Raw genomic sequence first — 24,238 nt, forward strand, 5'->3', positions numbered from 1 at the left:
CGGTGCGAGATAGAGGTTAAAATAGACCCAGCATTTGGCGAGAAGGCCGGAGAGCGGGTGTTGTAGCCCGATCAGATGCGGATAAAACGTGATAACCGAATGATAGATAACCACCAGGCAGATACACAGCCCTTTTATCTGGTTAATCCATAATGCTTTTTGCTTCATTGTTCGCCACTACCTTATTGCCATAAACGAACGAGCAATTGTTGTAAAACGAAGCCGGGATGTAATGGGTAACAGTCTGTATCCGGCGGTTTTTCGGAAAAGGTGGAGGTTGCGAGGTGAGTATTCAGACAATAGCATCCTGATTTATCTGAATTTTTCGGAAAAATGATTACCAAAGCTTACGGTTTCAGTCATTTACGCTTAACGGATTCGCTTATATACTCGTGGGTCTGCTATCAGCAAACAGACGGATTTCATGTATCAACCTGTCGCACTCTTCATAGGCTTACGTTACATGCGTGGGCGCGCCGCGGACCGCTTCGGTCGCTTTGTCTCCTGGCTTTCGACTATTGGCATTACGCTTGGCGTGATGGCACTGGTGACGGTGCTTTCCGTCATGAATGGCTTCGAACGCGAGCTGCAAAACAACATCCTGGGGCTGATGCCGCAGGCCGTTCTCTCATCATCCAACGGTTCGGTTAACCCGCAACAGCTGCCGGAAAGCGCGGCGAAGTTACAGGGCGTCACGCGCGTCGCGCCGTTGACGACCGGCGACGTGGTGCTGCAAAGCGCCCGCAGCGTGGCGGTCGGCGTGATGCTGGGTATTGACCCGGCGCAAAAAGACCCGCTGACGCCGTATCTGGTTAACGTGAAGCAGACCGATCTGGAAGCCGGAAAATACAACGTGATTCTGGGTGAACAGCTTGCCGGACAGCTTGGCGTCAGCCGTGGCGATCAGCTGCGCGTGATGGTGCCTTCTGCCAGCCAGTTTACGCCGATGGGACGCCTGCCAAGCCAGCGCCTGTTTAACGTGATTGGTACCTTTGCCGCCAACAGCGAAGTCGATGGCTATCAGATGCTGGTGAACATTCAGGACGCGTCGCGCCTGATGCGCTACCCGGCAGGAAATATCACCGGCTGGCGCCTGTGGCTCGACGCGCCGCTGAAGGTCGATACCCTCAGCCAGCAAAAACTGCCTGACGGCACCAAATGGCAGGACTGGCGCGAGCGTAAAGGCGAACTGTTCCAGGCCGTGCGGATGGAAAAAAACATGATGGGGCTGCTGCTGAGCCTGATCGTGGCCGTGGCCGCATTTAACATCATCACCTCGCTGGGCCTGATGGTGATGGAGAAGCAGGGCGAAGTCGCCATTCTGCAAACCCAGGGGCTCACGCCTCGCCAGATCATGGCGGTGTTTATGGTGCAGGGGGCCAGCGCAGGCATCATCGGCGCGCTGCTCGGCGCCGTGCTGGGGGCCTTGCTTGCCAGCCAGCTTAATAACTTAATGCCGATCATCGGCGCGCTGCTCGACGGCGCGGCGCTGCCGGTGGCTATCGAGCCGCTGCAGGTGGTCGGTATTGCGCTGGCCGCGATGGCCATTGCGCTGCTTTCTACGCTTTATCCTTCCTGGCGCGCTGCCGCCACTCAACCCGCTGAGGCTTTACGTTATGAATAAGATCCTGTTGCAATGCGACAACCTGTCCAAACGCTATCAGGAAGGCACTGTGCAAACCGACGTGCTGCACAATGTGAGCTTCAGCGTGGGCGAAGGCGAGATGATGGCGATTGTTGGCAGCTCCGGCTCGGGCAAAAGTACGCTGCTGCATCTGCTGGGCGGACTGGATACGCCAACCGAGGGCGACGTGATCTTCTCCGGCCAGCCGATGAGCAAGATGTCCTCCGCGGCGAAGGCCGAGCTGCGCAACCGCGAGCTGGGCTTTATCTACCAGTTCCACCACCTGCTGCCGGATTTCACGGCGCTGGAAAACGTGGCGATGCCGCTGCTGATTGGTAAAAAGAAACTGGCAGAAATTAACGCCCGCGCCAGCGACATGCTGAAAGCGGTAGGCCTGGGCCATCGCGGTAACCATCGTCCCTCTGAGCTTTCCGGCGGCGAGCGCCAGCGCGTGGCGATTGCCCGTGCACTGGTCAACAACCCGCGTCTGGTGCTGGCGGATGAGCCTACCGGTAACCTGGATGCTCGCAATGCGGACAGTATTTTCCAGCTTCTGGGCGAGCTGAACGCCTCGCAGGGCACCGCGTTTCTGGTCGTAACCCACGATCTGCAGCTGGCAAAACGCATGGGGCGTCAGCTTGAGATGCGCGACGGCCATCTGAACGCGGAACTGACCCTGATGGGAGCTGAGTAATGGCGTCACCGTTATCGTTACTCATCGGTTTACGTTTTAGCCGCGGCCGCCGTCGCGGCGGCATGGTGTCGCTGATCTCCGTCATCTCGACCATCGGTATTGCGCTGGGCGTGGCGGTGCTGATTGTCGGCTTGAGCGCCATGAACGGCTTTGAGCGCGAGCTGAATAACCGCATTCTGGCGGTAGTGCCGCACGGGGAGATTGAGCCGGTTAACCAGCCGTGGACGAACTGGAGCGATGCGCTCGCCAAAGTCGAAAAGGTGCCGGGCATTGCCGCGGCCGCGCCCTACATCAACTTTACCGGGCTGGTGGAGAGCGGGGTAAACCTGCGCGCCATTCAGGTGAAAGGAGTCAACCCCGCCCAGGAAGCGCGTCTCAGCGCGCTGCCAAACTATGTGCAGAACGGCGCGTGGGCCAACTTTAAGGCCGGCGAGCAGCAGATCATCATGGGTAAAGGCGTGGCCGATGCCCTGAAGGTGAAGCAGGGCGACTGGGTATCGATCATGATCCCCAACGCCAGCGCCGACCACAAACTGCAGCAGCCTAAGCGCGTGCGCCTGCACGTCACCGGTATTCTTCAGCTGAGCGGTCAGCTCGATCACAGCTTTGCGATGGTGCCGATGGAGGATGCGCGCCAGTATCTCGATATGGGCGACAGCGTGACGGGCATTGCCATTAAGGTGAACGACGTCTTTAACGCCAACAAGCTGGTCCGCGACGCGGGCTTGGTGACCAATAACTATGTCCACATTAAAAGCTGGATCGGCACTTACGGGTATATGTACCGTGATATCCAGATGATCCGCGCCATTATGTATCTGGCGATGGTGCTGGTGATTGGTGTAGCGTGCTTTAATATCGTCTCGACGCTGGTGATGGCGGTCAAGGATAAGAGCGGTGATATCGCCGTGCTTCGTACCCTCGGGGCGAAAGACGGCCTTATTCGCGCCATCTTCGTCTGGTACGGTTTGCTGGCGGGGCTGTTCGGCAGCCTGTGCGGCGTGGTGATTGGCGTGGTGGTTTCCCTGCAGCTGACGCCGATTATCAACGGGATTGAAAAGCTTATCGGCCACCAGTTCCTGTCGGGTGATATCTATTTTATTGACTTCCTGCCGTCTGAACTGCACTGGCTGGATGTTTTTTATGTGCTGGTTACAGCACTTTTACTGAGTCTGCTGGCAAGCTGGTATCCGGCGCGTCGCGCAAGCCGAATTGATCCGGCGAGGGTATTAAGTGGCCAGTAATTACGTCATGATCTAGCGGCTTTCGGGCCGCCAGGTTAAAAGAGGAATGCGTTATGTATTACGGATTTGATATTGGCGGCACCAAGATTGCGCTCGGCGTGTTTGATAAAAACCTCAGGCTGCAGTGGGAAACCCGCGTTCCCACGCCGCGCGAAAGTTATGACGAATTTTTAACCGCGATTGCCGCGCTGGTGGCGCAGGCCGATGAACGCTTTGGCGTCAAAGGCAGCGTCGGCATCGGCATTCCCGGGATGCCCGAAACCGACGACGGCACGCTGTATGCCGCCAACGTGCCTGCCGCCAGCGGTAAACCGCTCCGCGCCGATCTCTCTGCTCTCCTTGAACGCGACGTGCGTTTAGACAATGATGCTAACTGCTTTGCGCTCTCCGAAGCCTGGGACGATGAGTTCCGTCAGTATCCGCTGGTAATGGGGCTGATCCTCGGTACCGGCGTCGGCGGGGGGATTGTGATCAGCGGGAAGCCCATCACCGGGCGCAGCTACATCACCGGCGAGTTTGGCCATATCCGTCTGCCGGTGGACGCGCTGGAAGTGTTGGGGCGTGATTTCCCGCTAACCCGCTGCGGCTGCGGCCAGCACGGCTGCATCGAGAACTATCTCTCAGGGCGCGGGTTTGCATGGCTTTACGAACACTTCTATCATCAGAAACTTGAGGCCCCTCAAATCATTACCCTGTGGGAGCAAGGGGATGCGCAGGCGCGTGAGCACGTCGAGCGCTATCTGGATCTGCTGGCGGTGTGTCTGGGAAATATTTTCACCATCGTCGACCCGGATCTGCTTGTGATCGGGGGAGGGCTTTCAAACTTTACCGCGATTACGGAACGGTTGTCCGGGCGTTTGCCCCGACACTTATTGCCGGTTGCCCGCGTGCCGCGTATTGAACGCGCGCGACACGGGGACGCAGGAGGCATGCGCGGAGCCGCATTCCTTCATCTCACCGATTAGTTTACGAGGTTTCTATGCTGTCGCGTCGCCAAGGTCGACTCAGCCGTTTTCGCAAAAACAAACGCCGCTTGCGTGAGCGCTTGCGCCAGCGGATCTTTTTCAGAGACAGAATGATGCCAGAAGCAATGGATAAACCCAGAGTGGTGGTGCTGACCGGGGCGGGGATCTCCGCTGAGTCAGGCATTCGAACCTTTCGCGCGGCGGACGGGCTGTGGGAAGAGCACCGCGTGGAGGATGTCGCCACGCCGGAAGGCTTTGCCCGCGACCCGGATCTCGTCCAGGCGTTTTATAACGCCCGCCGTCGTCAGCTTCAGCAGCCTGACGTTGCGCCGAATGCGGCGCATCTGGCGCTGGCGAAGCTGGAAGAGGCGCTGGGCGATCGTTTTCTGCTGGTAACGCAGAATATCGACAACCTGCACGAACGGGCCGGTAACAAGAACATCATCCACATGCACGGCGAGCTGCTCAAGGTTCGCTGCGCCTGGAGCGGTCAGGTGCTGGACTGGCAAGAAGACGTGCTGCCAGAGGATAAGTGCCACTGCTGCCAGTTCCCGTCGCGCCTGCGACCGCACGTGGTCTGGTTTGGCGAAATGCCGCTGGGAATGGATGAGATCTACAGCGCGCTGGCGATGGCAGACGTGTTTGTCGCCATCGGCACATCCGGTCATGTTTACCCGGCGGCGGGCTTTGTCCACGAAGCGCGACTGCACGGTGCGCATACGGTAGAACTCAATCTTGAGCCAAGCCAGGTGGGCAGCGAGTTTGAAGAGAAACACTACGGTCTGGCAAGCACGGTTGTCCCGGAGTTTGTCGACAAGCTGCTGAAAGGGCTGTAACGGCAATCGCGTGAAAAGGCACCCGTCCAGCGGGTGCCTTTTTATTTATGAATGGAAGAACGCCAGCGTCTTCTCGAGCGATTTAGCCTGCTCATCCAGCGAGAGCGCCGCCGCAGAGATCTGCTGAACCAGCGAGGCGTTCTGCTGGGTTGTACTGTCCATCTGGTTAACGGCGGTGCTGACCTGGCTAATCCCCCGATTCTGCTCGTCCAGCGCCTGTACGATATCGTTGATGACCAGATGCACATGCGACACCGCTTCAATCACCTGTTTCATCATCACGCCGGTTTCATTGACCAACTCAACGCCTTTGCTCACGCGCCCTGAAGACTCGGCAATCAGCTGAGAGATCTCTTTCGCTGCGTTAGCGCTTCGTTGGGCAAGATTACGTACTTCACCTGCGACCACCGCGAAGCCGCGCCCCTGTTCGCCTGCCCGTGCCGCTTCAACGGCAGCATTCAGCGCCAGGATATTGGTCTGGAAGGCGATGCCATCGACGATGCTGTTAATCTCGCCGATCTTACGCGCGCTCTCATCAATTTCCCCAATCACCACGACCACGTCGTTCACCAGCGTTTCGCCATGCCCGGCGAGGCTCGCGGCGCGATCGGTCAGCGTGGTGGCCTTGTGGGCGTTGTCGGCGTTATTTTTCACCGTGACCGAAATCTCTTCCATGCTGGCTGCTGTTTCAACAATCGCAGCCGCCTGTTCCTCGGTGCGCGAGGCGAGGTCAAGGTTGCCCGCCGAAATTTCGCTGGTGCCGCCGTGCACGGAGTGGCTGGCTTCGCTGATATTGTCGACGATGCGCTTGAGCTGCATCTGCATGGTGTGCAGGGCGTAAAAAATGCTGTGGGTATCTCCGGAACGCACCGGGATAGTGTTGTTCAGATCTCCCCGGGCAACGGCCAGGGCGATCCCGGCGGCCTCTGAAGGTTCCCCCCCAACCGGACGGTCAACCTTGCGGGTAAAGATCTGGGCCATCACCAGGCTGACCGCCACGATGCTTAACACCATCATGATGATGGCTTTCAGTAAAAATGCCCGCGCTTCGGCCATCACTTCGCTGACCGGGGTGATAATGGCGAGTTTCCACGGCGTCTGGCTATTACCGACGGCGATGTCCTGCCAGGTGATGAACACGTCCTCCTTCAGGAGCGGATCGTTTACCCGGGTGACGTCATGACCGGCAATCTGACCGGCGTAAGGCTTGCCTGCCGCGCGTTTGTCCGGGCTGGACACCACGTTATTACCTGCAGAGAGGAGCAGGGCATAGCCCGTGCCGTTCCACGGTTTAATCGCGCCGATCGTCGATTGCAGCGTGGCGAGGGAGAAGTCAGAGGTAACCGAGCCCAGAAACTGACCGTCACGCATGATGGGAGCGGCAATCGAGGTGAGCATCACGTCCACCCCGTTGTAGGGATAGATATAGGGTTCGATGATCACATCTTTATGCCTTTGTTTCGGCAGCAGATAATAATCGCCGCTGCCGGGCGTTTCGATGTCCGTGAGCAGGTGTAATGCCGGTTTGCCGGTGGCGTCGCGGTCGACGTAGCGGGCGTAGCGCCCGGCAGGATCTTCACCGCTCTGACCGGCAAAGGCGGCATCTTTATCGTCAAACGCGTTAGGCTCAAAGGCCATCGACATGGAGAGAAACGATGGGTGAGCCGAGAGGTAGTGGATGAGCAGCTGGTTCAGGCTCTGACGATCGGATACCCCCGCCTCGCGCAGCGCCAGGGCGCTGTTGCCCATATCCCTCGCGGCAGTCAGGGCAGAATCCAGCTGTTTGCTGACCTGCAATGCTTGTACCTCGGCAATCTGGCGGATATGTTTTTTGGCCAGAACCTCCTGCTGGGCCATCCACTGCCACATCATAAACCCGATCGTTGCCGTAAAGCCCACCGTCACGGTGAGGAAAATGGACAATAGCATCAACGTCTTGACTCTTATTTTTTGTCTTCGGACCATGGCGTCTTTCATTCTCATTTCCCCTAAAGTCGTGCATGTCGGGCAGGCACAAATTACTTATCGGATATTTCATCCTCTTTCTGTAGAGCTCCGGGTATATTTAATTTAAATAACTGAATATAAAATCCTGTTAATTAGTGTGGATGCTTTTATTTTGTGCATTCAATCAAAATAGCGCTCGATAAAACTCGTTATCGTGGTGTAGAAAGAGGATGCTAATAAATATAAAGTTGTAGAGGAGGATGGGATATGTACGGATTTATTGCGCGACAACCCATTTTTAACCCTGAGATGAAGACGGTAGCCTACGAGCTGCTCTTCAGAGATGGGATGACAAACCGTTTTCCGGATGTGTCGGCGGAATATGCCACCTCCAGGATGATATCAGATCAGTTTTTATGCGTGCCGTCCCAGCGCATCGCCGGGACACATACGTCGTTTATTAATTTCCCTTCGCGAATGGTCATAGACCGCAGTGGAGAAGCGCTGGATAAAGAGAGCGTGGTCATTGAGATCCTGGAAGATGCTGTACCGGGAGCGGAGCTGTTGCAGGCCGTCAGGGAGATGAGTGCGGATGGTTATCAGTTTGCGCTTGATGATTTCACCCTTGCTCCAGAATGGGATGCTTTTTTACCCTATATTTCAATACTGAAATTTGACGTCAGAAATTATACCTTAGCGCAAATTAAACAGTATCTGAAAGATCGTAAACATTTAACCAAGCATATTAAATATCTCGCTGAAAAAATTGAGACTAAAGAGGAATTCAGCCAATACCGGGAAGAGGGATTCTCGCTGTTTCAGGGCTATTTTTTCTGCCGTCCGGAGATCATTAAATATAAGCGGCTATCGCAAAATCAGCTGGCTATTTTTCGGCTGCAAATGGAGGTCGGACGCAATAAACCCGATTTTCGGATCGTCGAGTCGTTGATTAAAACCGATCTCACGCTGTCCTGGAAAATCATGCGCTATATGAAGCATACGGCGTTTAAGCATGTCGGCGCCTGTAATTTCAGCAAGTTAACCCTGAGCGAAGTCCTCAGATACCTTGGAGAAAATCAGCTGAGACGGTTTGTTGCCGTCGTGGTCCTGGCAAGCGCGGGCAATGACACCGTCAGCGAGCTTTACCCGCTGAGCATGATGCGCGGTAAGTTCTGCGAGCTGATAGCCGAGACGATGAACGAACCGACGCTGGCTGAAAATGCCTTCATGTGCGGCCTGTTTTCTCTGCTCGATACCCTCCTCGAACAGCCGATGGCCGAGTTGATGAAGCAAATTGCGGTGCCGCAGAGCGTGAGCAACGCGCTGTGCCATCAGGAGGGGCAGTTAGCCGACATGATTAACCTGTGCCGTTATTATGAACAGCAGCAGTGGGATGAGGCGACCCGGGTTCGTCAGGCACTGGGTCTGTCGGATAAGGACGTGGTTGAGGCGATGAGAAAGGCGACAATTTGGGCTGGGGAGAATGCGGTCAGTTAATCCTCCTCACGCCGTACGGGCGGCGTGAGGAAGAACGCAATACCGTTACCGGCCCGCTTTTAATTTCTGGTAATACTCTTCGTAGAGACGGCTGGCGTCACCGACATCGTTCTGCCATTCACCTTTGCTGATGGTTTCGGCATCCGGGTAGAGCGATTTATCGTTAGCTACCTCAGGCTTCAGCAGTTTGCGTGCGGCGAGGTTTGGCGTCGGGTAGCCAATCGTCTCGGCAACCTGTTTCGCCACGTCCGGGCGCAGCAGGAAGTTAATCAGCTTATGCGCCCCTTCAACGTTTTTCGCGTTGGCGGGGATCGCAAGGCTGTCCATCCAGAAGATCCCGCCTTCTTTCGGCCAGACCACTTCAAGCGGCGTACCGGCCTGGCGGGCGACATACGCAGAGCCGTTCCACACCATCCCCAGATTCACTTCGCCTTCCATATACGGGTTTGCCGGATTATCAGAGTTGAACGCCGCCACGTTAGGCATCAGCTTTTTCAGCTCGGCATATGCCGCTTCGATCTCTTTGGGATCCGTCGTGTTGCCTGAGTAACCCAGCTTGCGCAGCGCGACCTGGAACACCTCACGCGCGTCGTCGGTTAACAGCAGGCTACCCTTGTATTCTGGTTTCCACAGATCCGCCCAGCTTGTCACCGTTTTCGGATCGACGGCCTCGCTGTTCACGCCAATCGCGGTTGCTCCCCAGATGTACGGAATGGAGTAGTCGTTATTAGGGTCGAACGGCTTGTTGAGCATCTCAGGATCGAGGTTTGAAAAATTGGTTAGCTTCGTTTTGTCGATCTTCTGAATCATGCCCTCTTTGCGCATTTTGTCGACAAAGTAGGTGGAAGGCACGACCAGATCGTACGCGCCGTCTTTGTAGGTTTTCAGCTTGGCGTACATGGTTTCATTCGACTCGTAGGTCGAGTAGATCACCTTGATGCCCGTCTCCTTCGTGAACTGTTCCAGCAGGCCCGGCGGCACGTATTCGGTCCAGTTGTAGAAGTAGAGCGTTTTACCGTCATCAGCGTGTGCGGCACCCATGCCAAGCACCAGTGCCGCAGCGGCGAGCATTTTTTTCATTTCATTGTCCCCTGAGATTTTGTTTTATCACGAGCAATAACCTGGCTGGCGATCACCAGAACCAGCGAAAACACCAGCAGAATGGTCGCCAGCGCGTTCACCTCCGGTGAGACGCCGACTTTCACCATTGAATAGATCTTCAACGGCAGAATTTCATAGCTCGGACCGGTGACGAAGGAGGACACGACCACGTCATCCATCGACAGGGTGAAGCTAAGTAGCCATCCGGCCGCCACGGCAGGCATCGCCAGCGGCAGGATGATTTTGCGCAGGATGATCATCTCGCTGGCGCCCAGATCTTTCGCCGCCTCCAGCATGCGCACGTCGAACCCTTTCAGGCGCGCGAAAACGGTCACCACCACAAACGGCAGGCAGAAGGTGATGTGCGAGAACAGCAGCGACCAGAAGCCAAGCTGTACCCCCAGCAGCATAAACAGCACCAGCAGCGAAATGGCCATTACGATGTCCGGCGACATCATCACCACAAACAGCATGCCGCTGACGAACGGTTTGCCGCGAAAGCGATAGCGGTAGAGCGCCACGGCGGTGAGCGAGCCAATCAGCGTGGCGAAGGTAGCGGAGAAGATCGCCATCGTCAGCGAGTGCTGAGCGGCCTGCAGCAGGCTGTCATTGTTCATCAGCAGGCTGTACCAGTTGGTGGTAAAACCCTGCCAGTTAATCCCGAAGCGCGAGCTGTTAAACGAGTTCACGATCAAAATAACGATCGGGATATAAAGATAGGCATAAATAGCGGTCATAAAACCGCCGCGAAGCAGTCGACCGATCATTCGAGTTCCACCTTCTTGTTCAGCAAGCGTGAGGCGCGCCAGTAGACCAGCAGCATCAGCCCCATGACCACCGTCAGCGTAATGCTGGTCGCGGATCCGAACGGCCAGTCGCGGATGTTCAGGAACTGGCTCTTGATCACGTTACCGATCAGCAGGTTTTTCGCGCCGCCCATCAGATCCGACACGTAGAACAAGCCCATCGCCGGGAGCATTACCAGCAGACAGCCCGCGATAATGCCCGGCATGGTCAGCGGGATAATAATGCGGATGAAGGTCTGGAGCCTGTTGGCACCCAAATCTTTTGCCGCTTCCAGCAGCGGTTTATCCAACTTTTCGATGCTGGAGTAGAGCGGCATCACCATAAACGGCAGCAGGATATAGACCAGACCGATAATCACCGCGCTCGGGGTAAACATGATGTGGATCGGCGTATCAATCACTCCCAACCACAGCAGAAACTCGTTGAGATAGCCCTTTGTGCTGAGGAAGATCTTCAGGCCATAAATACGGATGAGCGAGTTGGTCCAGAAGGGAACAATCAGTAAAAACAGCAGCAGGGGCCGCACCTTTTGCGGCAGGCCCGCGAGGAACCATGCGAAAGGATAGCCCAGCACCAGACAGGCAAGGGTGGCGATCAGCGCCATATTGAGCGAGTGCAGCAGCACGTCAAAATAGAGCGGATCGAGCAGGCGCGCGTAGTTGTCCAGCGTAAAGACCAGCGAAACGAAATTAGCGTCGTCGCGGGTCAGGAAGCTGGTGGCAACGATCATCAGGTTGGGTAAAAAGACAAACAGCACAAGCCAACCGACGATCGTGGCAATCACCACATTCTGGAATTTACTTGTGTTCTTCATCAGCCAGCACAACCTCCCAGCTTTCAACCCAGTTGATAACCATTTTCTGGTCGAGAGAGTGGTCGAAGTCAGGGTCGTCTTCGTTAAAAAACTCGCTGACCATCACCATTTTGCCGTTCTCCAGCTCGACAACGGACTCCAGCGTCATTCCTTTGTAGTTGCGCTCGCGGATATAGCCGATTAACCCTTCGGCCTCAGCATTGCCGTGAATTTCATCGACGCGCAGATCTTCCGGGCGCAGCAGAACGCTGAGCTTTTGTCCCTTTTCGACGGGGAAAGTCACCGTGATATTGCACTCGCGTCCTTCGACGCTGGCGCGCACGCGCTGGTCGTCCAGACGCTCAATCACCGTGGCGTCGAAGATATTAATCTCCCCGATGAAGCTGGCGACAAACAGATTCTTCGGCTCTTCGTAGATTTCACGCGGCGTGCCGTCCTGCTCGATTTTGCCGTCGCGCATCACCACGATGCGGTCGGACATGGTCAGGGCCTCTTCCTGATCGTGGGTGACGAAGACAAAGGTAATGCCGAGCTTGCGCTGCAGGGCTTTGAGCTCATTCTGCATCTGCTTGCGCAGCTTGTAATCCAGCGCGGAGAGGGATTCATCCAGCAGGAGCAGGCGCGGCTTATTGACGACGGCGCGGGCGATGGCCACGCGCTGCTGCTGGCCGCCGGAAAGCTGATGGGGTTTACGCTGGGCAAACGTCTCAAGCTGCACCATGCGCAGGGCGTCGGTGACGCGCGGTTCGATCTCATTCGCCGGCGTTTTTTGCATCTGCAGGCCAAACGCCACGTTTTCAAACACGGTCATGTGCGGGAACAGGGCGTAGCTCTGAAAGACGGTATTGACGTGGCGATCTTCGGCAGGAACTCGGGTGATGTCCTGGTTTTCAAGATGGATATGGCCGTTATCGACGCTTTCCAGCCCGGCGATAAGGCGCAGTACGGTTGTTTTGCCGCAGCCAGAGGGGCCAAGCAGCGTCAGAAACTCACCGTCATTGATGGTCAGAGTGAAGTCGGAGATAACGTCTTTACCATCAAAACTTTTACGAATTCGTTCCAGTTGCACCAGCGGTGAACGTGAACGGGATTGTGTATTCAATTTTTGCGCTGTCCCATATAGACGCCTCAGGCAGCAGACTGAAGCGGGGTTTGTGTGTAACCACCTTGGTGACTCGTAATGAGGGCGGACATTCTACGGCAATCCCCTGCAATCGCCAATCCTTGTCACTGATTCATAAGCTACATTAACTAACGCATAACGATATAAACGGAAAATATTCTCGTTTGCGGGATAAAAGTGACCTGACGCAATATTTGCGTTTTGATGCTTATTGATAATGTTGTCACAAAAAGTGAGGGTGACTGCATGGATAAATTACTTGAGCGTTTTTTACAGTACGTTTCGCTGGATACCCAATCTAAGCCGGGTGTTCGCCAGGTGCCGAGCACCGAAGGCCAGTGGAAGTTGTTAAACCTGCTTAAAGAGCAGCTTGACGCCATGGGGCTGGTCAACGTCACGTTAAGCGAAAAAGGCACTGTGATGGGAACGCTGCCGGCGAATGTCCAGGGTGACATTCCGGCGATTGGCTTTATCTCTCATGTCGACACCTCTCCGGATTTTAGCGGCAAACATGTGAACCCGCAGATTGTGGAAAATTACCGCGGCGGCGACATTGCGCTGGGCATTGGTGACGAAGTGCTCTCGCCGGTGATGTTCCCGGTACTGCACCAGCTGCTGGGCCAGACGCTGATCACCACCGACGGGAAGACGCTGCTGGGGGCAGATGATAAGGCGGGGATCGCGGAGATCATGACGGCGCTGGCGGTGCTGAAGGGCAAAAATATCCCGCACGGGGATATCCGCGTGGCCTTTACGCCGGATGAAGAGGTCGGCAAGGGCGCGAAGCATTTCGACGTGGAAGCCTTTAACGCGCAGTGGGCCTATACCGTCGACGGCGGTGGCGTCGGTGAACTGGAGTATGAAAACTTCAATGCCGCGTCCGTCACGATTAAAATTGTCGGCAACAACGTTCATCCCGGCTCGGCGAAAGGCGTCATGGTAAACGCGCTGTCGCTGGCGTCCAGAATTCATGCAGAAGTCCCGGCGGAAGAGAGCCCTGAACAGACCGAAGGGTATGAAGGTTTCTATCACCTGACCAGCATCAAAGGCACCGTAGATAGCGCGCAGATGCACTACATCATCCGCGATTTCGACCGCAAAGCCTTTGAGGCGCGCAAGCGCAAGATGATGGAGATCGCGAAGAAGGTCGGTAAAGGGTTACACCCTGATTGCTATATTGAGCTGATCATTGAAGACAGCTATTACAACATGCGCGAGAAGGTGATGGCGCATCCGCATATTCTCGATATCGCCCAGCAGGCGATGCGCGACTGCGATATTGAACCGCAGCTGAAGCCGATTCGCGGCGGCACCGACGGTTCTCAGCTGTCGTTTATGGGGCTGCCGTGCCCGAACCTGTTTACCGGTGGCTATAACTATCATGGTAAGCATGAGTTTGTGACGCTGGAAGGGATGGAAAAAGCGGTGAAGGTGATAGTGCGGATAGCGGAGTTAACCGCTAAACGCTAAGAAAAAGCCCGGTGGCGAAGCGCCGCCGGGCATGAGAGCGACTCAGTCCTCAAAGAACCAGTACCCGCTGTTGACCAGCGCGGCCAGCATCGCGAGGAAGGAAGGATCTTCCAGCGCATCGCCAAAGGTGTCAGCAGTCAGCACCAGATGGCTGGCAATGGCTTCCAGCGCCGGACGGTGCGGAGAGTCCAGCCTCTCGCCGTTGACGAACACCTCCTCACCAATGCGCAGCACGCGCAAACCGCCCAGACGCGTCAGCTTGTCGCCCTGCTGAAGCGCATCATAAATCTCGTCAGCCTGATAAGGTGGCTCCGGCGGCGCAACGTCCAGCTCATGACGAGACTGGCTGATAAACTCCCCAAACCACTGTTTGAAATGTTCCGGCTCGTTGATCAGATCCAGCATCATGCCGCGCAGCTTATCCAGCTCTGCGGGCAGGATATCGGCCGGATGCTCGCGCGCAGGCACACCAGGGTCGCTGTAACGATAGCTGCCCAGCTCGCGCTGCAGAACGTAGTCGGCAAATCCGCTGATCATCTCGCGGCCGCTTGGCGCGCGGAACCCCACGGAGTAGTTGAGTGAGTTTTCCAGGGAGTAGCCTTCGTGAGGGAATCCCGGCGGAATGTAGAGAATATCACCCGGTTCCAGCTCTTCGTCGATAATCCCTTCAAACGGGTCAACCTGAAGCAGATCCGGATGCGGGCAGTGCTGTTTCATTGGCACTTTTTCGCCCACGCGCCAGCGGCGGCGGCCCGTACCCTGAATGATGAACACGTCGTACTGGTCAAGATGTGGACCTACGCCGCCGCCCGGCACGGAGAAGGAGATCATCAGATCGTCCATGCGCCAGTCGGGCAGGGCGCGGAACGGGCGCATTAATGCGGCAGTGGGCTCATGCCAGTGGTTGACCGCCTGCACCAGCAGCGACCAGTTGTTTTCACCGAGGTGATCGTAGCTTTCGAAAGGACCGTGGCTAACCTGCCATTTCCCGTCCTGGTGGCTGACCAGACGGCTGTCGACTTCGTTTTCCATGGCCAGACCTGCCAGCTCGTCAGGCGAGATAGGGTCGACAAAATTGCTGAATCCGCGTTTCAGAACCACCGGGCGTTTTTGCCAGTAACGTTCAATAAACTCGGGCCAGTTAAGCGTTAAGTGATAATCCATATTTTTTTATTCCGCAGGCTCTTACTGACTCGGATTATAACGGAAGCTCAGCCCCCAGGCTGCGAGATCCTCGCATTTTTCACATAACGGGTTAACTATCGTTCAATGTGGGCTGCTGGCGACCCAAAATAACCTCCATTCTGGCGCCGCCCAGCAAGCTCTCACTGGTTTCTATTTTCCCGTCGTACTGGTCGACAATCTCGCGGGCGACGGCCAATCCTACGCCCTGGCCAGGACGTAGCGTATCGGCTCGCTGACCGCGATCGAACACCACGTCACGCTTATTGCTTGGGATCCCCGGGCCATCATCCTCAACGATAATATGCAGTTCGGTTTCCGTCTGACGCGCAGACACTTCCACGAACTCCAGACAGTATTTGCAGGCGTTATCCAGCAAATTACCCATCACTTCCATGAAGTCATTTTTTTCACCCACAAAGCTAATCTCTGGCGAGATATCGAGGCTGATGTTCACCCCTTTACGCTGATACACCTTGTTGAGGGCGGACGTGAGGTTATCCAGAAGCGGGGCTACCGGGTGCAGCTCGCGGCTCAGAAGCGCGCTGCCGGAACGCATGCTGGCGCGGTGCAGGTAATAGCCAATTTGCTGGGAAATACGGCTGATCTGCTCCAGCATCACCGGCTCGGCATCATCGACGCTCAGCTTCGAGCTGCGCATTGAACGCAGGGTACTTTGCATGACGGCCAGGGGAGTTTTCAGGCTGTGGGTCAGGTCGGTAAGGGTGGTACGGTATTTATCGTAGCGTTCGCGTTCACTTTTCAGCAGGCGGTTGAGGTTACGCACCAGGCTGGTGAGCTCACGGGTGGTTTCCGGGTTCAGCTTCTCGCGATGATGTTCTTCCAGCTCACGAACCTCTTTCGCCAGTGATTCAATGGGGCGCAAGCTCCACCACGCCGCCACCCACAGCAGTGGGATCACCAGCAGGAGATTCGCAGCCAGAACGTAGATGAACCAGCTCCAGACCATATAAGAGCGCTTCAGCTCGACCGGAATGGTGTCGATCACCACGATGGTCAGCTGCGGCATGTTCAGCGTCGCTGGATAGAGGTTGATCGCGACGGAGTGCGTCATCTCCGTCTCGGCGTTGTCGGCGCGGATCTCGTTCAGCTTTTGCTGCAGGGAGCGATCTTCATGGATCAGCGAGCTGGTGGTGTTGAGATCGGCTTCAATTTCGTGAAATCCGTTGGTTTTGAGCCATTCCGGACGAATGCTTTTGACCAGCCAGGGAATATCACGCTGCGCCCACAGTAATTTCCCCTTTTCGTTATAAATCAGGGCTAGCGTCGGGCTCTGCTGGTTGAGGTTTTCCGGCATTTCGACGGTAATTTGATTGTTTTCCCACTTCGCCAGGGTATAAAACAGATTGCTTTCGCCACGTAACAGCCGAAAGGTGGTTTTATCAAAGCTGACGCTGTAGCCTACCAGGGCGACCATGCCGTAGGAGAGCGACAGCACCAGCACGACGGCAGCCGTGGCCAGTAAGAAACGAACCCGCAGCGAGAGGGGCAGAATGTGGCGTAAAATCCGTCTCATTTAGCGTAATTCGAACAGATAGCCCTGGCCACGGACGGTGGTAATCACATCCTGCGGATACTGCGCCTGAATTTTCTTACGCAAACGTCCCATCAGCACGTCAATGGTATGGCTCTCGCGCAGTTCAGCATCAGGGTAAAGCTGGAGCATTAAGGAATCTTTGCTCACCACTTTGCCATTGTTGCGGATCAGCGTTTCCATGATGGTGTATTCGAAGGCGGTGAGCTTAATCACTTCATCATTGATCGCTAATTCCCGGCGGGAGAGATCGACCTGGAATGGCGGAATGGAAATAACCTGTGAAGCCAGCCCGCTGTTGCGGCGTAACAGCGCCTGCATGCGCGCCGCCACCTCTTCAATATGAAACGGCTTGGTGACGTAATCGTCGGCACCCGCGCTGAGCACTTCAACCTTATCCTGCCAGCCTTCACGGGCGGTCAGAACCAGAACCGGTAGAGAGACATCGTGGCTGCGCCAGCGACGAATTAACGACAGACCATCTTCGTCAGGCAACCCTAAATCGACAATGGCGATATCCGGCAGATGTTCATTGAGATAATAATCGGCTTCTTTCGCATCTTCAGCATCGTCCACCTGATGTCCCATCTCCTGAAGCTGAACCTTCAGGTGATGGCGTAGCAATGCGTTATCCTCAACAACCAGTACGCGCATCATCTCTTCTCCCTAAATAATTGGTATGAATAGTTTAACGCTGATTATGTTGTTGTGGGGATAAACATTGAGTAAACCGGGAAAAAGCATCCCCCTTTTCGGGCGAAGAGGGGGAGAAGGGCGTTACTTCAGCTCGTCGACCATGGTGATGGCGCGGCCAATGTAGTTCGCCGGGGTCATCGCCTTCAGGCGCGTTTTCTCTTCTTCCGGCAGCGCCAGACCGTCGATAAACTGCTTCATGCCTTCGGCGTCAACGCGTTTCCCGCGGGTCAGCTCTTTCAGCTTCTCGTACGGTTTTTCGATACCGTAACGACGCATCACGGTCTGGATTGGCTCCGCCAGCACTTCCCAGTTGTGATCCAGCTCGTCCAGCAGACGGTCACGGTTCACTTCCAGTTTGCTCACGCCTTTCAGGGTGGACTGGTACGCGATCAGCGCGTAGCCAATGCCCACGCCCAGGTTACGCAGTACGGTGGAGTCGGTCAGGTCGCGCTGCCAGCGGGATACCGGCAGTTTGCTTGCCATATGCTGCAGCACGGCGTTCGCCAGGCCCAGGTTGCCTTCGGAGTTTTCGAAGTCGATTGGGTTTACCTTGTGCGGCATGGTGGAAGAGCCGATTTCACCGGCGATGGTTTTCTGCTTGAAGTGGTTCAGGGCGATGTAGCCCCACACGTCACGATCGAAGTCGATCAGGATGGTGTTAAAGCGCGCGATGCAGTCAAACAGTTCGGCGATATAGTCGTGCGGCTCAATCTGCGTGGTGTACGGGTTCCACTGAATGCCCAGAGAGGTCACGAACTCTTCGCTGAACTGGTGCCAGTCCACTTCCGGATAAGCGGCGATGTGGGCGTTATAGTTACCGACCGCGCCGTTGATTTTGCCAAGAATTTCAACCTGTTCCAGCTGACGGTACTGGCGTTCCATGCGGTACGCGACGTTCGCCATCTCTTTACCCATCGTGGATGGCGTGGCTGGCTGGCCGTGGGTACGGGAGAGCAGCGGAATGTCGCGGTATTCCACGGACAGCGCTTTTACCGCGTCGATGATTTTACGCCAGTAAGGCAGCACCACCTCTTTGCGCGCGGTGGAGAGCATCAGCGCATGAGACAGGTTGTTGATGTCTTCAGAGGTACAGGCGAAGTGAATGAATTCAGACACGGCGTGCAGGGCAGGAACGCTTTCCACTTTCTCTTTCAGGAAGTACTCAACCGCTTTCACGTCGTGGTTGGTGGTGCGTTCGATGGTTTTAATGCGCGCGGCGTCTTGTTCGCTAAACTCGGCAACGATTTTATCAAGGTAATCGTTTGCCTTTTCGTCAAAAGCAGGAACTTCCTTGATTGCTGCCTGGGCGGCCAGCTTTTGCAGCCAGCGTACTTCAACCTGAACACGGAACTTCAGCAAACCATATTCGCTGAAGATCCCGCGCAGCGCGCTGACTTTATCGCCGTAGCGTCCATCGACAGGGGATACGGCGGTCAGTGAGGATAATTCCATAATTCGCAACTCCGGGAGGTTAACAATGAGCAAGAATTTGTTTTGCCTGAGTGGTCAGGCGATTACGAGAAAACATTAACTGCAGGCGGCCACCGCCCACCTGGTGCCACAGTACGGCTGCGCGGATCCCTGCCAGCAGGGACGCGCGCACTTTTGCCTGTACCTGCGGACTTTGCAGCACGGCAGGGGAGCCGGTGACCTGAATACGCGGCCCGAGCGGGCTGATGACGTCAACATAAATGCCGGCCATGGCGCTCAGCAGCGTTTCCGACTGCAGGTCAAAATGATCGAGCTGACGCTGTAATCCGGCAATACGATCGCCCAGGGTATTGAGCGCGCCTTTTGCGGCGCTCAGCTTACGCTCCAGCACCATCAGGCTCAACGTGTAGCGGGTCAGCTCCGCGTTTAATCCCTGACGGCTGCTGGCGTTAAGCACGCCGAGCAGGGTTTCAAGACCGAGACGAAGATTGGTTTCACTGCCGCCGAACACGCCCAGGGTCGAGCCGGGGTTGAGATCGATAACGCTGTTCAATGAAACGTGCAGGGCATCTGCGTCGCAATGACCCTGATGCGCCAGCTGTTGCACCAGACGGGCTGACTGGCAAATCCCCGCCAGCGCCAGGGTGATGTCATAGTAGTTCTTCGCCACACGGTCTCCTTTATGTGTGAATCGTATTAAACAGCAGGCAGCGGCAGGCGCTGTTCAATGATCCCGCCGCCCAGACAGATTTCGCCGCTGTAGAAGACAGCAGACTGACCCGGGGTGACGGCGGCCACCGGCTCGTCGAAACGCACGTCAATGCGATCGTCATCAAGCGCGGTAATGGTGCAAGGAATATCGGTCTGACGGTAGCGCGTTTTCACCGTGCAGCGCAGCGTGCCTTTCAGCGGCTCACGATCGACCCAGTGCAGCTGCTGCGCGATAAGGCCAACGGACATCAGACGCGGATGATCGTGGCCCTGGGCAACAACCAGAATATTGTTTTCGACGTCTTTGTCGACAACATACCATGGATCTTCGCTACCTTCTTTGGTCCCGCCAATACCCAGGCCTTTGCGCTGGCCGAGCGTGTGGTACATCAGCCCCTGATGCTGGCCAATCTCTTCCCCGTCGACGGTGACAATTTTACCCGGCTGAGCAGGCAGGTAACGTCCCAGGAAATCGCGGAATTTGCGCTCGCCGATGAAGCAGATGCCGGTAGAGTCTTTTTTCTTCGCGGTGATGAGGTCCAGCTCTTCGGCGATTTTACGCACCTGCGGCTTTTCCAGCTCGCCGACCGGGAACAGGCTCTGGGCGATTTGCTCATGGCTCAGCGTATAGAGGAAGTAGCTTTGATCTTTGTTGCCGTCCAGACCGCGCAGCAGCTGGCTTTTGCCATTCACGTCTGCACGGCGCACGTAGTGACCGGTCGCGATGTAGTCAGCGCCCAGATCTTCCGCAGCGAATTCCAGGAAGGCCTTAAATTTGATCTCTTTGTTGCACAGAATATCCGGGTTCGGCGTGCGGCCCGCTTTGTACTCTTCCAGGAACAGTTCAAAAACGTTGTCCCAGTATTCTGCGGCAAAGTTAACGGTGTGCAGTTCAATGCCGAGCTTGTCGCACACGGCCTGCGCATCGGCGAGATCCGCTGCGGCGGTGCAGTATTCCTCGCCATCATCTTCCTCCCAGTTCTTCATGAACAGGCCCTCCACCTTATAGCCCTGTTGCTGCAACAGGTAGGCGGAAACGGAGGAATCGACACCGCCGGACATGCCGACGATCACTTTTTTCTGGCTGTTATCTGACATGGAATACTCACGACATTGAACTTCAAGGCGGCGTATTCTATCACGCCCCCCCACCATTGACACCCTCTGTAAACGGCCAGTTAAATGCGCCGATGACATCCAGCGGCAGGCGTGCGCCTGACTGCCAGCAGCGAATGCTTTCCGCAACCAGCGGCGAGCGCAGGTTTGGCGCGTTCAGGATCTCGTCGGCGGTCACCCACAGACAGCGGTCGATATCGTCATCCTGCGGCTCAGTGGCGCACGTTTCGCTAAGCTCAACGGCAAATAAAAAGCGCAGGAACGGGGTGTGATCGGGTGCGATCCACTGATGCATGCGGATGAAGTACTGAGGCTCAGCGTGAATGCCGGTCTCTTCCCACAGCTCGCGTTTGGCTGCCTGCAGCAAGGTTTCATTGGCTTCAAGGTGTCCGGCAGGCTGGTTCCACAGCGCTTTGCCGTTAATGCTCTCTTCGACGACAAGGAATTTACCCCGGGCGTGGACCACGCAGGCAACCGTGACATGAGGTTTAAACATAGTGACTCCTTAAGGGGTAACGTCGCGCCATTCGCCGTTTGCCAGCGTTTCCAGGGTGTAGCTGCCCATGGCGTAGCGAATCAGACGCAGGGTAGGGAAGCCAACGTGCGCGGTCATGCGCCGAACCTGGCGGTTGCGGCCTTCATAAAGGGTTATTTTTAGCCAGCTTGTTGGGATGGATTTGCGTTCGCGAATCGGCGGGTTGCGCGGCCAAAGCCACTCCGGTTCATTCACGCGCTCAATACCTGCGGGCAGGGTTGGGCCGTCGTTCAACGTCACGCCGCTGCGTAGCGCTGCCAGCGTCGCGTCATCCGGCTCGCCTTCCACCTGGACGAAGTAAATTTTACCGGTGCGTTTGCCCGGCTGCGTGAGCTTCGCCTGCAACGCGCCGTCGTTGGTTAAGACCAGAAGGCCTTCGCTATCGCGGTCCAGGCGCCCGGCTGCGTAGACCCCCTGAACAGGGATGTAGTCCTTCAGCGTGCTGCGCCCGGCTTCATCGGTAAACTGCGGCAAAACATCGTAGGGTTTATTGAACAAAATAACCCGCTTCGGCTGGGTTTCTTGCGGTCTTCTGGCGGCTTGTCGCGAGCTGAATCGCTCAACCCGGTGTTTTGTAAAAGAAGTTTTCTTCATGGTATTTTCAGGCGTTATCAATTGCCGCATTATAGCCTAATAACGAAGACCTTTCATGGCGCAGGACAATCAGGTACTATCGAAGGGCTCATTACAATTTATTAACATAAGATCAGTAACAACCAGAAGCGCTCGAAGGAGAGGTTAATGGAAAGCAAAGTAGTTGTTCCGGCGGAAGGTAAAAAGATCACCCTGCAAAACGGCAAGATTAACGTTCCTCACAATCCGATTATCCCGTTCATCGAAGGTGACGGAATCGGTGTAGACGTTACCCCGGCAATGCTGAAAGTGGTTGATGCCGCTGTTGAGAAAGCCTACAAAGGCGAGCGTAAAATTTCCTGGATGGAAATTTACACCGGTGAGAAATCTACTCAAGTTTATGGCCAGGACGTCTGGCTGCCAGCAGAAACGCTGGACCTGATCCGCGACTACCGCGTTGCTATTAAAGGCCCACTGACGACGCCAGTTGGCGGCGGTATCCGTTCCCTGAACGTGGCACTGCGTCAGGAGCTGGACCTGTACGTGTGTCTGCGTCCGGTTCGTTACTATCAGGGCACCCCAAGCCCGGTTAAGCACCCTGAACTGACCGATATGGTTATCTTCCGCGAAAACTCAGAAGACATCTACGCGGGTATCGAATGGAAAGCGGACTCTGCTGACGCAGAGAAAGTGATCAAATTCCTGCGCGAAGAGATGGGCGTGAAGAAAATTCGCTTCCCTGAGCATTGCGGTATCGGCATCAAGCCATGCTCTGAAGACGGTACTAAACGTCTGGTGCGTGCGGCCATCGAATACGCGATCACCAACGACCGTGACTCTGTGACCCTGGTTCACAAAGGCAACATCATGAAGTTCACCGAAGGCGCGTTCAAAGACTGGGGCTACCAGTTGGCGAAAGAAGAGTTCGGTGGTGAGCTGATCGACGGTGGCCCATGGCAGAAGATTAAGAACCCGAACACCGGCAAAGAAATCATCATTAAAGATGTGATCGCCGATGCGTTCCTGCAGCAGATCCTGCTGCGTCCTGCAGAATACGACGTGATTGCCTGTATGAACCTGAACGGTGACTACATCTCTGACGCCCTGGCAGCACAGGTTGGCGGTATCGGTATCGCCCCTGGCGCGAACATCGGTGACGAGTGCGCCCTGTTCGAAGCGACCCACGGTACTGCACCTAAATATGCAGGCCAGGACAAAGTGAACCCAGGCTCTATCATCCTGTCCGCAGAGATGATGCTGCGTCATATGGAATGGTTCGAAGCCGCAGACCTGATTGTTAAAGGTATGGAAGGCGCGATCAACGCGAAAACCGTAACCTATGACTTCGAACGTCTGATGGAAGGCGCTAAGCTGCTGAAATGCTCAGAGTTTGGCGACGCGATTATCGCGAACATGTAATCCAGATTCTGGGTTAAACAAGAGCGGGAGCCGATTGGTTCCCGTTTTTATTATTAGTTTTCGAACGGTTATCAACAATTTATCAAAATAGATTATCAAAATCCTCTCTTAATCAGATGTTTTTCCCTATTATTTCCGCATTTTCCAAAACAATTTACCAGACGGCATACAGGTTACTATAAGCATATAATATGTATTCGGGCGTTGTAGTTTCCAAACTATCAGAAATGTATACAACGTCGGTTCTCATATCCTTTTGCTATTTTATCTGGGAATCACTGGTTCCTGTTGATTTCCTTAGTCAATATACAAAAATATACATTTCATTGTGTGATTATAACTTTTTCTTGCGTATTTATATGCTGGTAACACAATTTTATCTCTGTATATTTAAGAGAAATTTTTGGAGGATTTATGCATAAAATTAAGCTTGCAGTGCTGTTTCTTTTTATTTGCGTTTTTAACACGACTGTATCTGCTAGTAATTCAATGTCTATGAATTATGCCATAGGCAAGAAAAATGGGGCAGAAAATATGCATGGAATGAATATCATGTTTAGACACGATATGAATAATTTCGCACTGGTCGCATCAGGCACTTATATACAGAACACCAGCGGATCTGGATATTCTTATTTAAAGAATAAATATGCATCTATTATGCCGGGTATAGCATTTAACATTACGCAAGATTTAAAATTATATGGGCTTGCTGGTCTTGCGTCTGGTTCAAAAATGCAACCTAATCAAACACATGAGGTTTATGGAGCCGCTTTTGGTGCTGGTTGTTTTTACAATTTAACAGACAACATTCAATTAAATTCAGGATATGAATTGGGTATTATTGATAACAAAGAAATAAATACTTTCATCATTGGGATAGGATATTTGTTTTGAT

General features: G+C 54.9%; 22 protein-coding genes and 1 pseudogene. 9 read left to right on the top strand and 14 right to left on the bottom strand.

Going from position 1 to position 24,238, the window contains the following annotated elements:
• Positions 1-168, bottom strand: a pseudogene (locus LA04_RS24805) (acyltransferase family protein); the annotation flags it as partial.
• 256 nt (positions 169-424) lie between these two features.
• Between LA04_RS24805 and lolC the strand changes: the two are divergent.
• The 5 genes from lolC to cobB are packed head-to-tail and all read left to right on the top strand — an operon-like array spanning position 425 to position 5,363.
• On the top strand, positions 425-1,624 hold the full coding sequence (gene lolC / locus LA04_RS12685; RefSeq protein WP_047651841.1) for a lipoprotein-releasing ABC transporter permease subunit LolC: 1,200 nt from the start codon (positions 425-427) through the stop codon (positions 1,622-1,624).
• The gene (gene lolD / locus LA04_RS12690; RefSeq protein ID WP_047651843.1) at positions 1,617-2,318 is read left to right on the top strand and encodes a lipoprotein-releasing ABC transporter ATP-binding protein LolD; all 702 of its coding nucleotides are present in this window, start codon (positions 1,617-1,619) and stop codon (positions 2,316-2,318) included. The genes lolC and lolD overlap by 8 nt, the downstream gene beginning before the upstream one ends.
• Entirely contained in the window at positions 2,318-3,562 is a 1,245-nt protein-coding gene (gene lolE / locus LA04_RS12695; protein WP_047651844.1) for a lipoprotein-releasing ABC transporter permease subunit LolE, read from the top strand. Before lolD ends, lolE begins: the two co-directional genes overlap by 1 nt.
• A gap of 53 nt (positions 3,563-3,615) precedes the next feature.
• A complete protein-coding gene (gene nagK / locus LA04_RS12700; RefSeq protein WP_047651845.1) occupies positions 3,616-4,527 on the top strand; it encodes an N-acetylglucosamine kinase in 912 nt (303 codons plus the stop codon).
• 14 nt (positions 4,528-4,541) lie between these two features.
• A complete protein-coding gene (gene cobB / locus LA04_RS12705) occupies positions 4,542-5,363 on the top strand; it encodes a Sir2 family NAD+-dependent deacetylase (protein ID WP_047651846.1) in 822 nt (273 codons plus the stop codon).
• A 45-nt stretch (positions 5,364-5,408) separates the two neighbouring features.
• Here cobB and LA04_RS12710 read toward each other — a convergent pair whose 3' ends face one another.
• Positions 5,409-7,340, bottom strand: a complete 1,932-nt coding sequence (locus tag LA04_RS12710) for a methyl-accepting chemotaxis protein (RefSeq protein WP_047651847.1) — start codon at positions 7,338-7,340, stop codon at positions 5,409-5,411.
• A gap of 237 nt (positions 7,341-7,577) precedes the next feature.
• On the opposite strand from LA04_RS12710, the gene LA04_RS12715 reads away from it, so the two are divergent.
• Positions 7,578-8,807, top strand: a complete 1,230-nt coding sequence (locus LA04_RS12715) for an EAL and HDOD domain-containing protein (RefSeq protein ID WP_047651849.1) — start codon at positions 7,578-7,580, stop codon at positions 8,805-8,807.
• Positions 8,808-8,852: 45 nt separating this feature from the next.
• Here the strand turns inward: LA04_RS12715 and potD are convergent, their stop codons facing one another.
• The 4 genes from potD to potA are packed head-to-tail and all read right to left on the bottom strand — an operon-like array spanning position 8,853 to position 12,661.
• Positions 8,853-9,887, bottom strand: a complete 1,035-nt coding sequence (gene potD, locus LA04_RS12720; RefSeq protein WP_047651851.1) for a spermidine/putrescine ABC transporter substrate-binding protein PotD — start codon at positions 9,885-9,887, stop codon at positions 8,853-8,855.
• Positions 9,884-10,675 carry a spermidine/putrescine ABC transporter permease PotC gene (gene potC / locus LA04_RS12725; RefSeq protein WP_023311176.1) on the bottom strand — a complete coding sequence of 264 codons (792 nt, stop codon included), beginning with the start codon at positions 10,673-10,675 and terminating at the stop codon, positions 9,884-9,886. Before potC ends, potD begins: the two co-directional genes overlap by 4 nt.
• Positions 10,672-11,529 (bottom strand): spermidine/putrescine ABC transporter permease PotB, encoded by an 858-nt coding sequence (gene potB, locus LA04_RS12730; RefSeq protein WP_047651852.1) that lies wholly within the window; start codon positions 11,527-11,529, stop codon positions 10,672-10,674. Before potB ends, potC begins: the two co-directional genes overlap by 4 nt.
• Positions 11,513-12,661 carry a spermidine/putrescine ABC transporter ATP-binding protein PotA gene (gene potA / locus LA04_RS12735; protein ID WP_185807237.1) on the bottom strand — a complete coding sequence of 383 codons (1,149 nt, stop codon included), beginning with the start codon at positions 12,659-12,661 and terminating at the stop codon, positions 11,513-11,515. Before potA ends, potB begins: the two co-directional genes overlap by 17 nt.
• Before the next feature lie 237 nt (positions 12,662-12,898).
• Between potA and pepT the strand changes: the two genes are divergently transcribed.
• The gene (pepT, locus tag LA04_RS12745) at positions 12,899-14,122 is read left to right on the top strand and encodes a peptidase T (RefSeq protein ID WP_023311179.1); all 1,224 of its coding nucleotides are present in this window, start codon (positions 12,899-12,901) and stop codon (positions 14,120-14,122) included.
• Between the two features lie 42 nt (positions 14,123-14,164).
• On the opposite strand, the gene LA04_RS12750 is transcribed toward pepT, so the two are convergent.
• From LA04_RS12750 to rluE, 8 genes are all read right to left on the bottom strand, one after another.
• On the bottom strand, positions 14,165-15,286 hold the full coding sequence (locus tag LA04_RS12750; protein WP_047651856.1) for a ribosomal protein uL16 3-hydroxylase: 1,122 nt from the start codon (positions 15,284-15,286) through the stop codon (positions 14,165-14,167).
• Positions 15,287-15,377: 91 nt separating this feature from the next.
• Complete coding sequence (gene phoQ / locus LA04_RS12755; RefSeq protein WP_047651857.1) at positions 15,378-16,841, bottom strand: two-component system sensor histidine kinase PhoQ; 1,464 nt, start codon at positions 16,839-16,841, stop codon at positions 15,378-15,380.
• Complete coding sequence (phoP, locus tag LA04_RS12760; RefSeq protein ID WP_028019015.1) at positions 16,842-17,513, bottom strand: two-component system response regulator PhoP; 672 nt, start codon at positions 17,511-17,513, stop codon at positions 16,842-16,844.
• A 123-nt stretch (positions 17,514-17,636) separates the two neighbouring features.
• Positions 17,637-19,007, bottom strand: coding sequence for an adenylosuccinate lyase (gene purB, locus LA04_RS12765; protein WP_008500757.1), 1,371 nt, complete (start codon positions 19,005-19,007; stop codon positions 17,637-17,639).
• A gap of 19 nt (positions 19,008-19,026) precedes the next feature.
• Complete coding sequence (gene hflD, locus LA04_RS12770) at positions 19,027-19,656, bottom strand: high frequency lysogenization protein HflD (RefSeq protein ID WP_013097081.1); 630 nt, start codon at positions 19,654-19,656, stop codon at positions 19,027-19,029.
• A gap of 26 nt (positions 19,657-19,682) precedes the next feature.
• Complete coding sequence (gene mnmA, locus LA04_RS12775; RefSeq protein ID WP_032657963.1) at positions 19,683-20,795, bottom strand: tRNA 2-thiouridine(34) synthase MnmA; 1,113 nt, start codon at positions 20,793-20,795, stop codon at positions 19,683-19,685.
• 40 nt (positions 20,796-20,835) lie between these two features.
• A complete protein-coding gene (locus LA04_RS12780) occupies positions 20,836-21,309 on the bottom strand; it encodes an NUDIX hydrolase (RefSeq protein WP_047651859.1) in 474 nt (157 codons plus the stop codon).
• Between the two features lie 9 nt (positions 21,310-21,318).
• Positions 21,319-21,972 carry a 23S rRNA pseudouridine(2457) synthase RluE gene (gene rluE / locus LA04_RS12785; RefSeq protein ID WP_023311239.1) on the bottom strand — a complete coding sequence of 218 codons (654 nt, stop codon included), beginning with the start codon at positions 21,970-21,972 and terminating at the stop codon, positions 21,319-21,321.
• A gap of 117 nt (positions 21,973-22,089) precedes the next feature.
• On the opposite strand from rluE, the gene icd reads away from it, so the two are divergent.
• The gene (gene icd, locus LA04_RS12790) at positions 22,090-23,340 is read left to right on the top strand and encodes an NADP-dependent isocitrate dehydrogenase (RefSeq protein ID WP_032657958.1); all 1,251 of its coding nucleotides are present in this window, start codon (positions 22,090-22,092) and stop codon (positions 23,338-23,340) included.
• Positions 23,341-23,754: 414 nt separating this feature from the next.
• Positions 23,755-24,237 (top strand): outer membrane beta-barrel protein, encoded by a 483-nt coding sequence (locus tag LA04_RS12795; protein ID WP_047651860.1) that lies wholly within the window; start codon positions 23,755-23,757, stop codon positions 24,235-24,237.
• Position 24,238 lies beyond the last annotated feature (1 nt).

Origin of the sequence: Enterobacter sp. UCD-UG_FMILLET (genome assembly GCF_000762975.1) — a bacterium.
Classification (GTDB): Bacteria; Pseudomonadota; Gammaproteobacteria; order Enterobacterales; family Enterobacteriaceae; genus Enterobacter; species Enterobacter dykesii.

What these genes read in the sequence shown, in the direction of transcription:
- pepT (WP_023311179.1), top strand. Translation starts at nt 12,899, where the DNA reads ATGGATAAATTACTTGAGCGTTTTTTACAGTACGTTTCGCTGGATACC.
- cobB (WP_047651846.1), top strand. Translation starts at nt 4,542, where the DNA reads ATGCTGTCGCGTCGCCAAGGTCGACTCAGCCGTTTTCGCAAAAACAAA.
- lolC (WP_047651841.1), top strand. Translation starts at nt 425, where the DNA reads ATGTATCAACCTGTCGCACTCTTCATAGGCTTACGTTACATGCGTGGG.
- rluE (WP_023311239.1), bottom strand. Translation starts at nt 21,972, where the DNA reads ATGCGGCAATTGATAACGCCTGAAAATACCATGAAGAAAACTTCTTTT.
- lolE (WP_047651844.1), top strand. Translation starts at nt 2,318, where the DNA reads ATGGCGTCACCGTTATCGTTACTCATCGGTTTACGTTTTAGCCGCGGC.
- mnmA (WP_032657963.1), bottom strand. Translation starts at nt 20,795, where the DNA reads ATGTCAGATAACAGCCAGAAAAAAGTGATCGTCGGCATGTCCGGCGGT.
- LA04_RS12710 (WP_047651847.1), bottom strand. Translation starts at nt 7,340, where the DNA reads ATGAAAGACGCCATGGTCCGAAGACAAAAAATAAGAGTCAAGACGTTG.
- lolD (WP_047651843.1), top strand. Translation starts at nt 1,617, where the DNA reads ATGAATAAGATCCTGTTGCAATGCGACAACCTGTCCAAACGCTATCAG.
- LA04_RS12715 (WP_047651849.1), top strand. Translation starts at nt 7,578, where the DNA reads ATGTACGGATTTATTGCGCGACAACCCATTTTTAACCCTGAGATGAAG.
- LA04_RS12750 (WP_047651856.1), bottom strand. Translation starts at nt 15,286, where the DNA reads ATGGATTATCACTTAACGCTTAACTGGCCCGAGTTTATTGAACGTTAC.
- potC (WP_023311176.1), bottom strand. Translation starts at nt 10,675, where the DNA reads ATGATCGGTCGACTGCTTCGCGGCGGTTTTATGACCGCTATTTATGCC.
- icd (WP_032657958.1), top strand. Translation starts at nt 22,090, where the DNA reads ATGGAAAGCAAAGTAGTTGTTCCGGCGGAAGGTAAAAAGATCACCCTG.
- phoQ (WP_047651857.1), bottom strand. Translation starts at nt 16,841, where the DNA reads ATGAGACGGATTTTACGCCACATTCTGCCCCTCTCGCTGCGGGTTCGT.
- LA04_RS12780 (WP_047651859.1), bottom strand. Translation starts at nt 21,309, where the DNA reads ATGTTTAAACCTCATGTCACGGTTGCCTGCGTGGTCCACGCCCGGGGT.
- potD (WP_047651851.1), bottom strand. Translation starts at nt 9,887, where the DNA reads ATGAAAAAAATGCTCGCCGCTGCGGCACTGGTGCTTGGCATGGGTGCC.
- phoP (WP_028019015.1), bottom strand. Translation starts at nt 17,513, where the DNA reads ATGCGCGTACTGGTTGTTGAGGATAACGCATTGCTACGCCATCACCTG.
- nagK (WP_047651845.1), top strand. Translation starts at nt 3,616, where the DNA reads ATGTATTACGGATTTGATATTGGCGGCACCAAGATTGCGCTCGGCGTG.
- purB (WP_008500757.1), bottom strand. Translation starts at nt 19,007, where the DNA reads ATGGAATTATCCTCACTGACCGCCGTATCCCCTGTCGATGGACGCTAC.
- potB (WP_047651852.1), bottom strand. Translation starts at nt 11,529, where the DNA reads ATGAAGAACACAAGTAAATTCCAGAATGTGGTGATTGCCACGATCGTC.
- LA04_RS12795 (WP_047651860.1), top strand. Translation starts at nt 23,755, where the DNA reads ATGCATAAAATTAAGCTTGCAGTGCTGTTTCTTTTTATTTGCGTTTTT.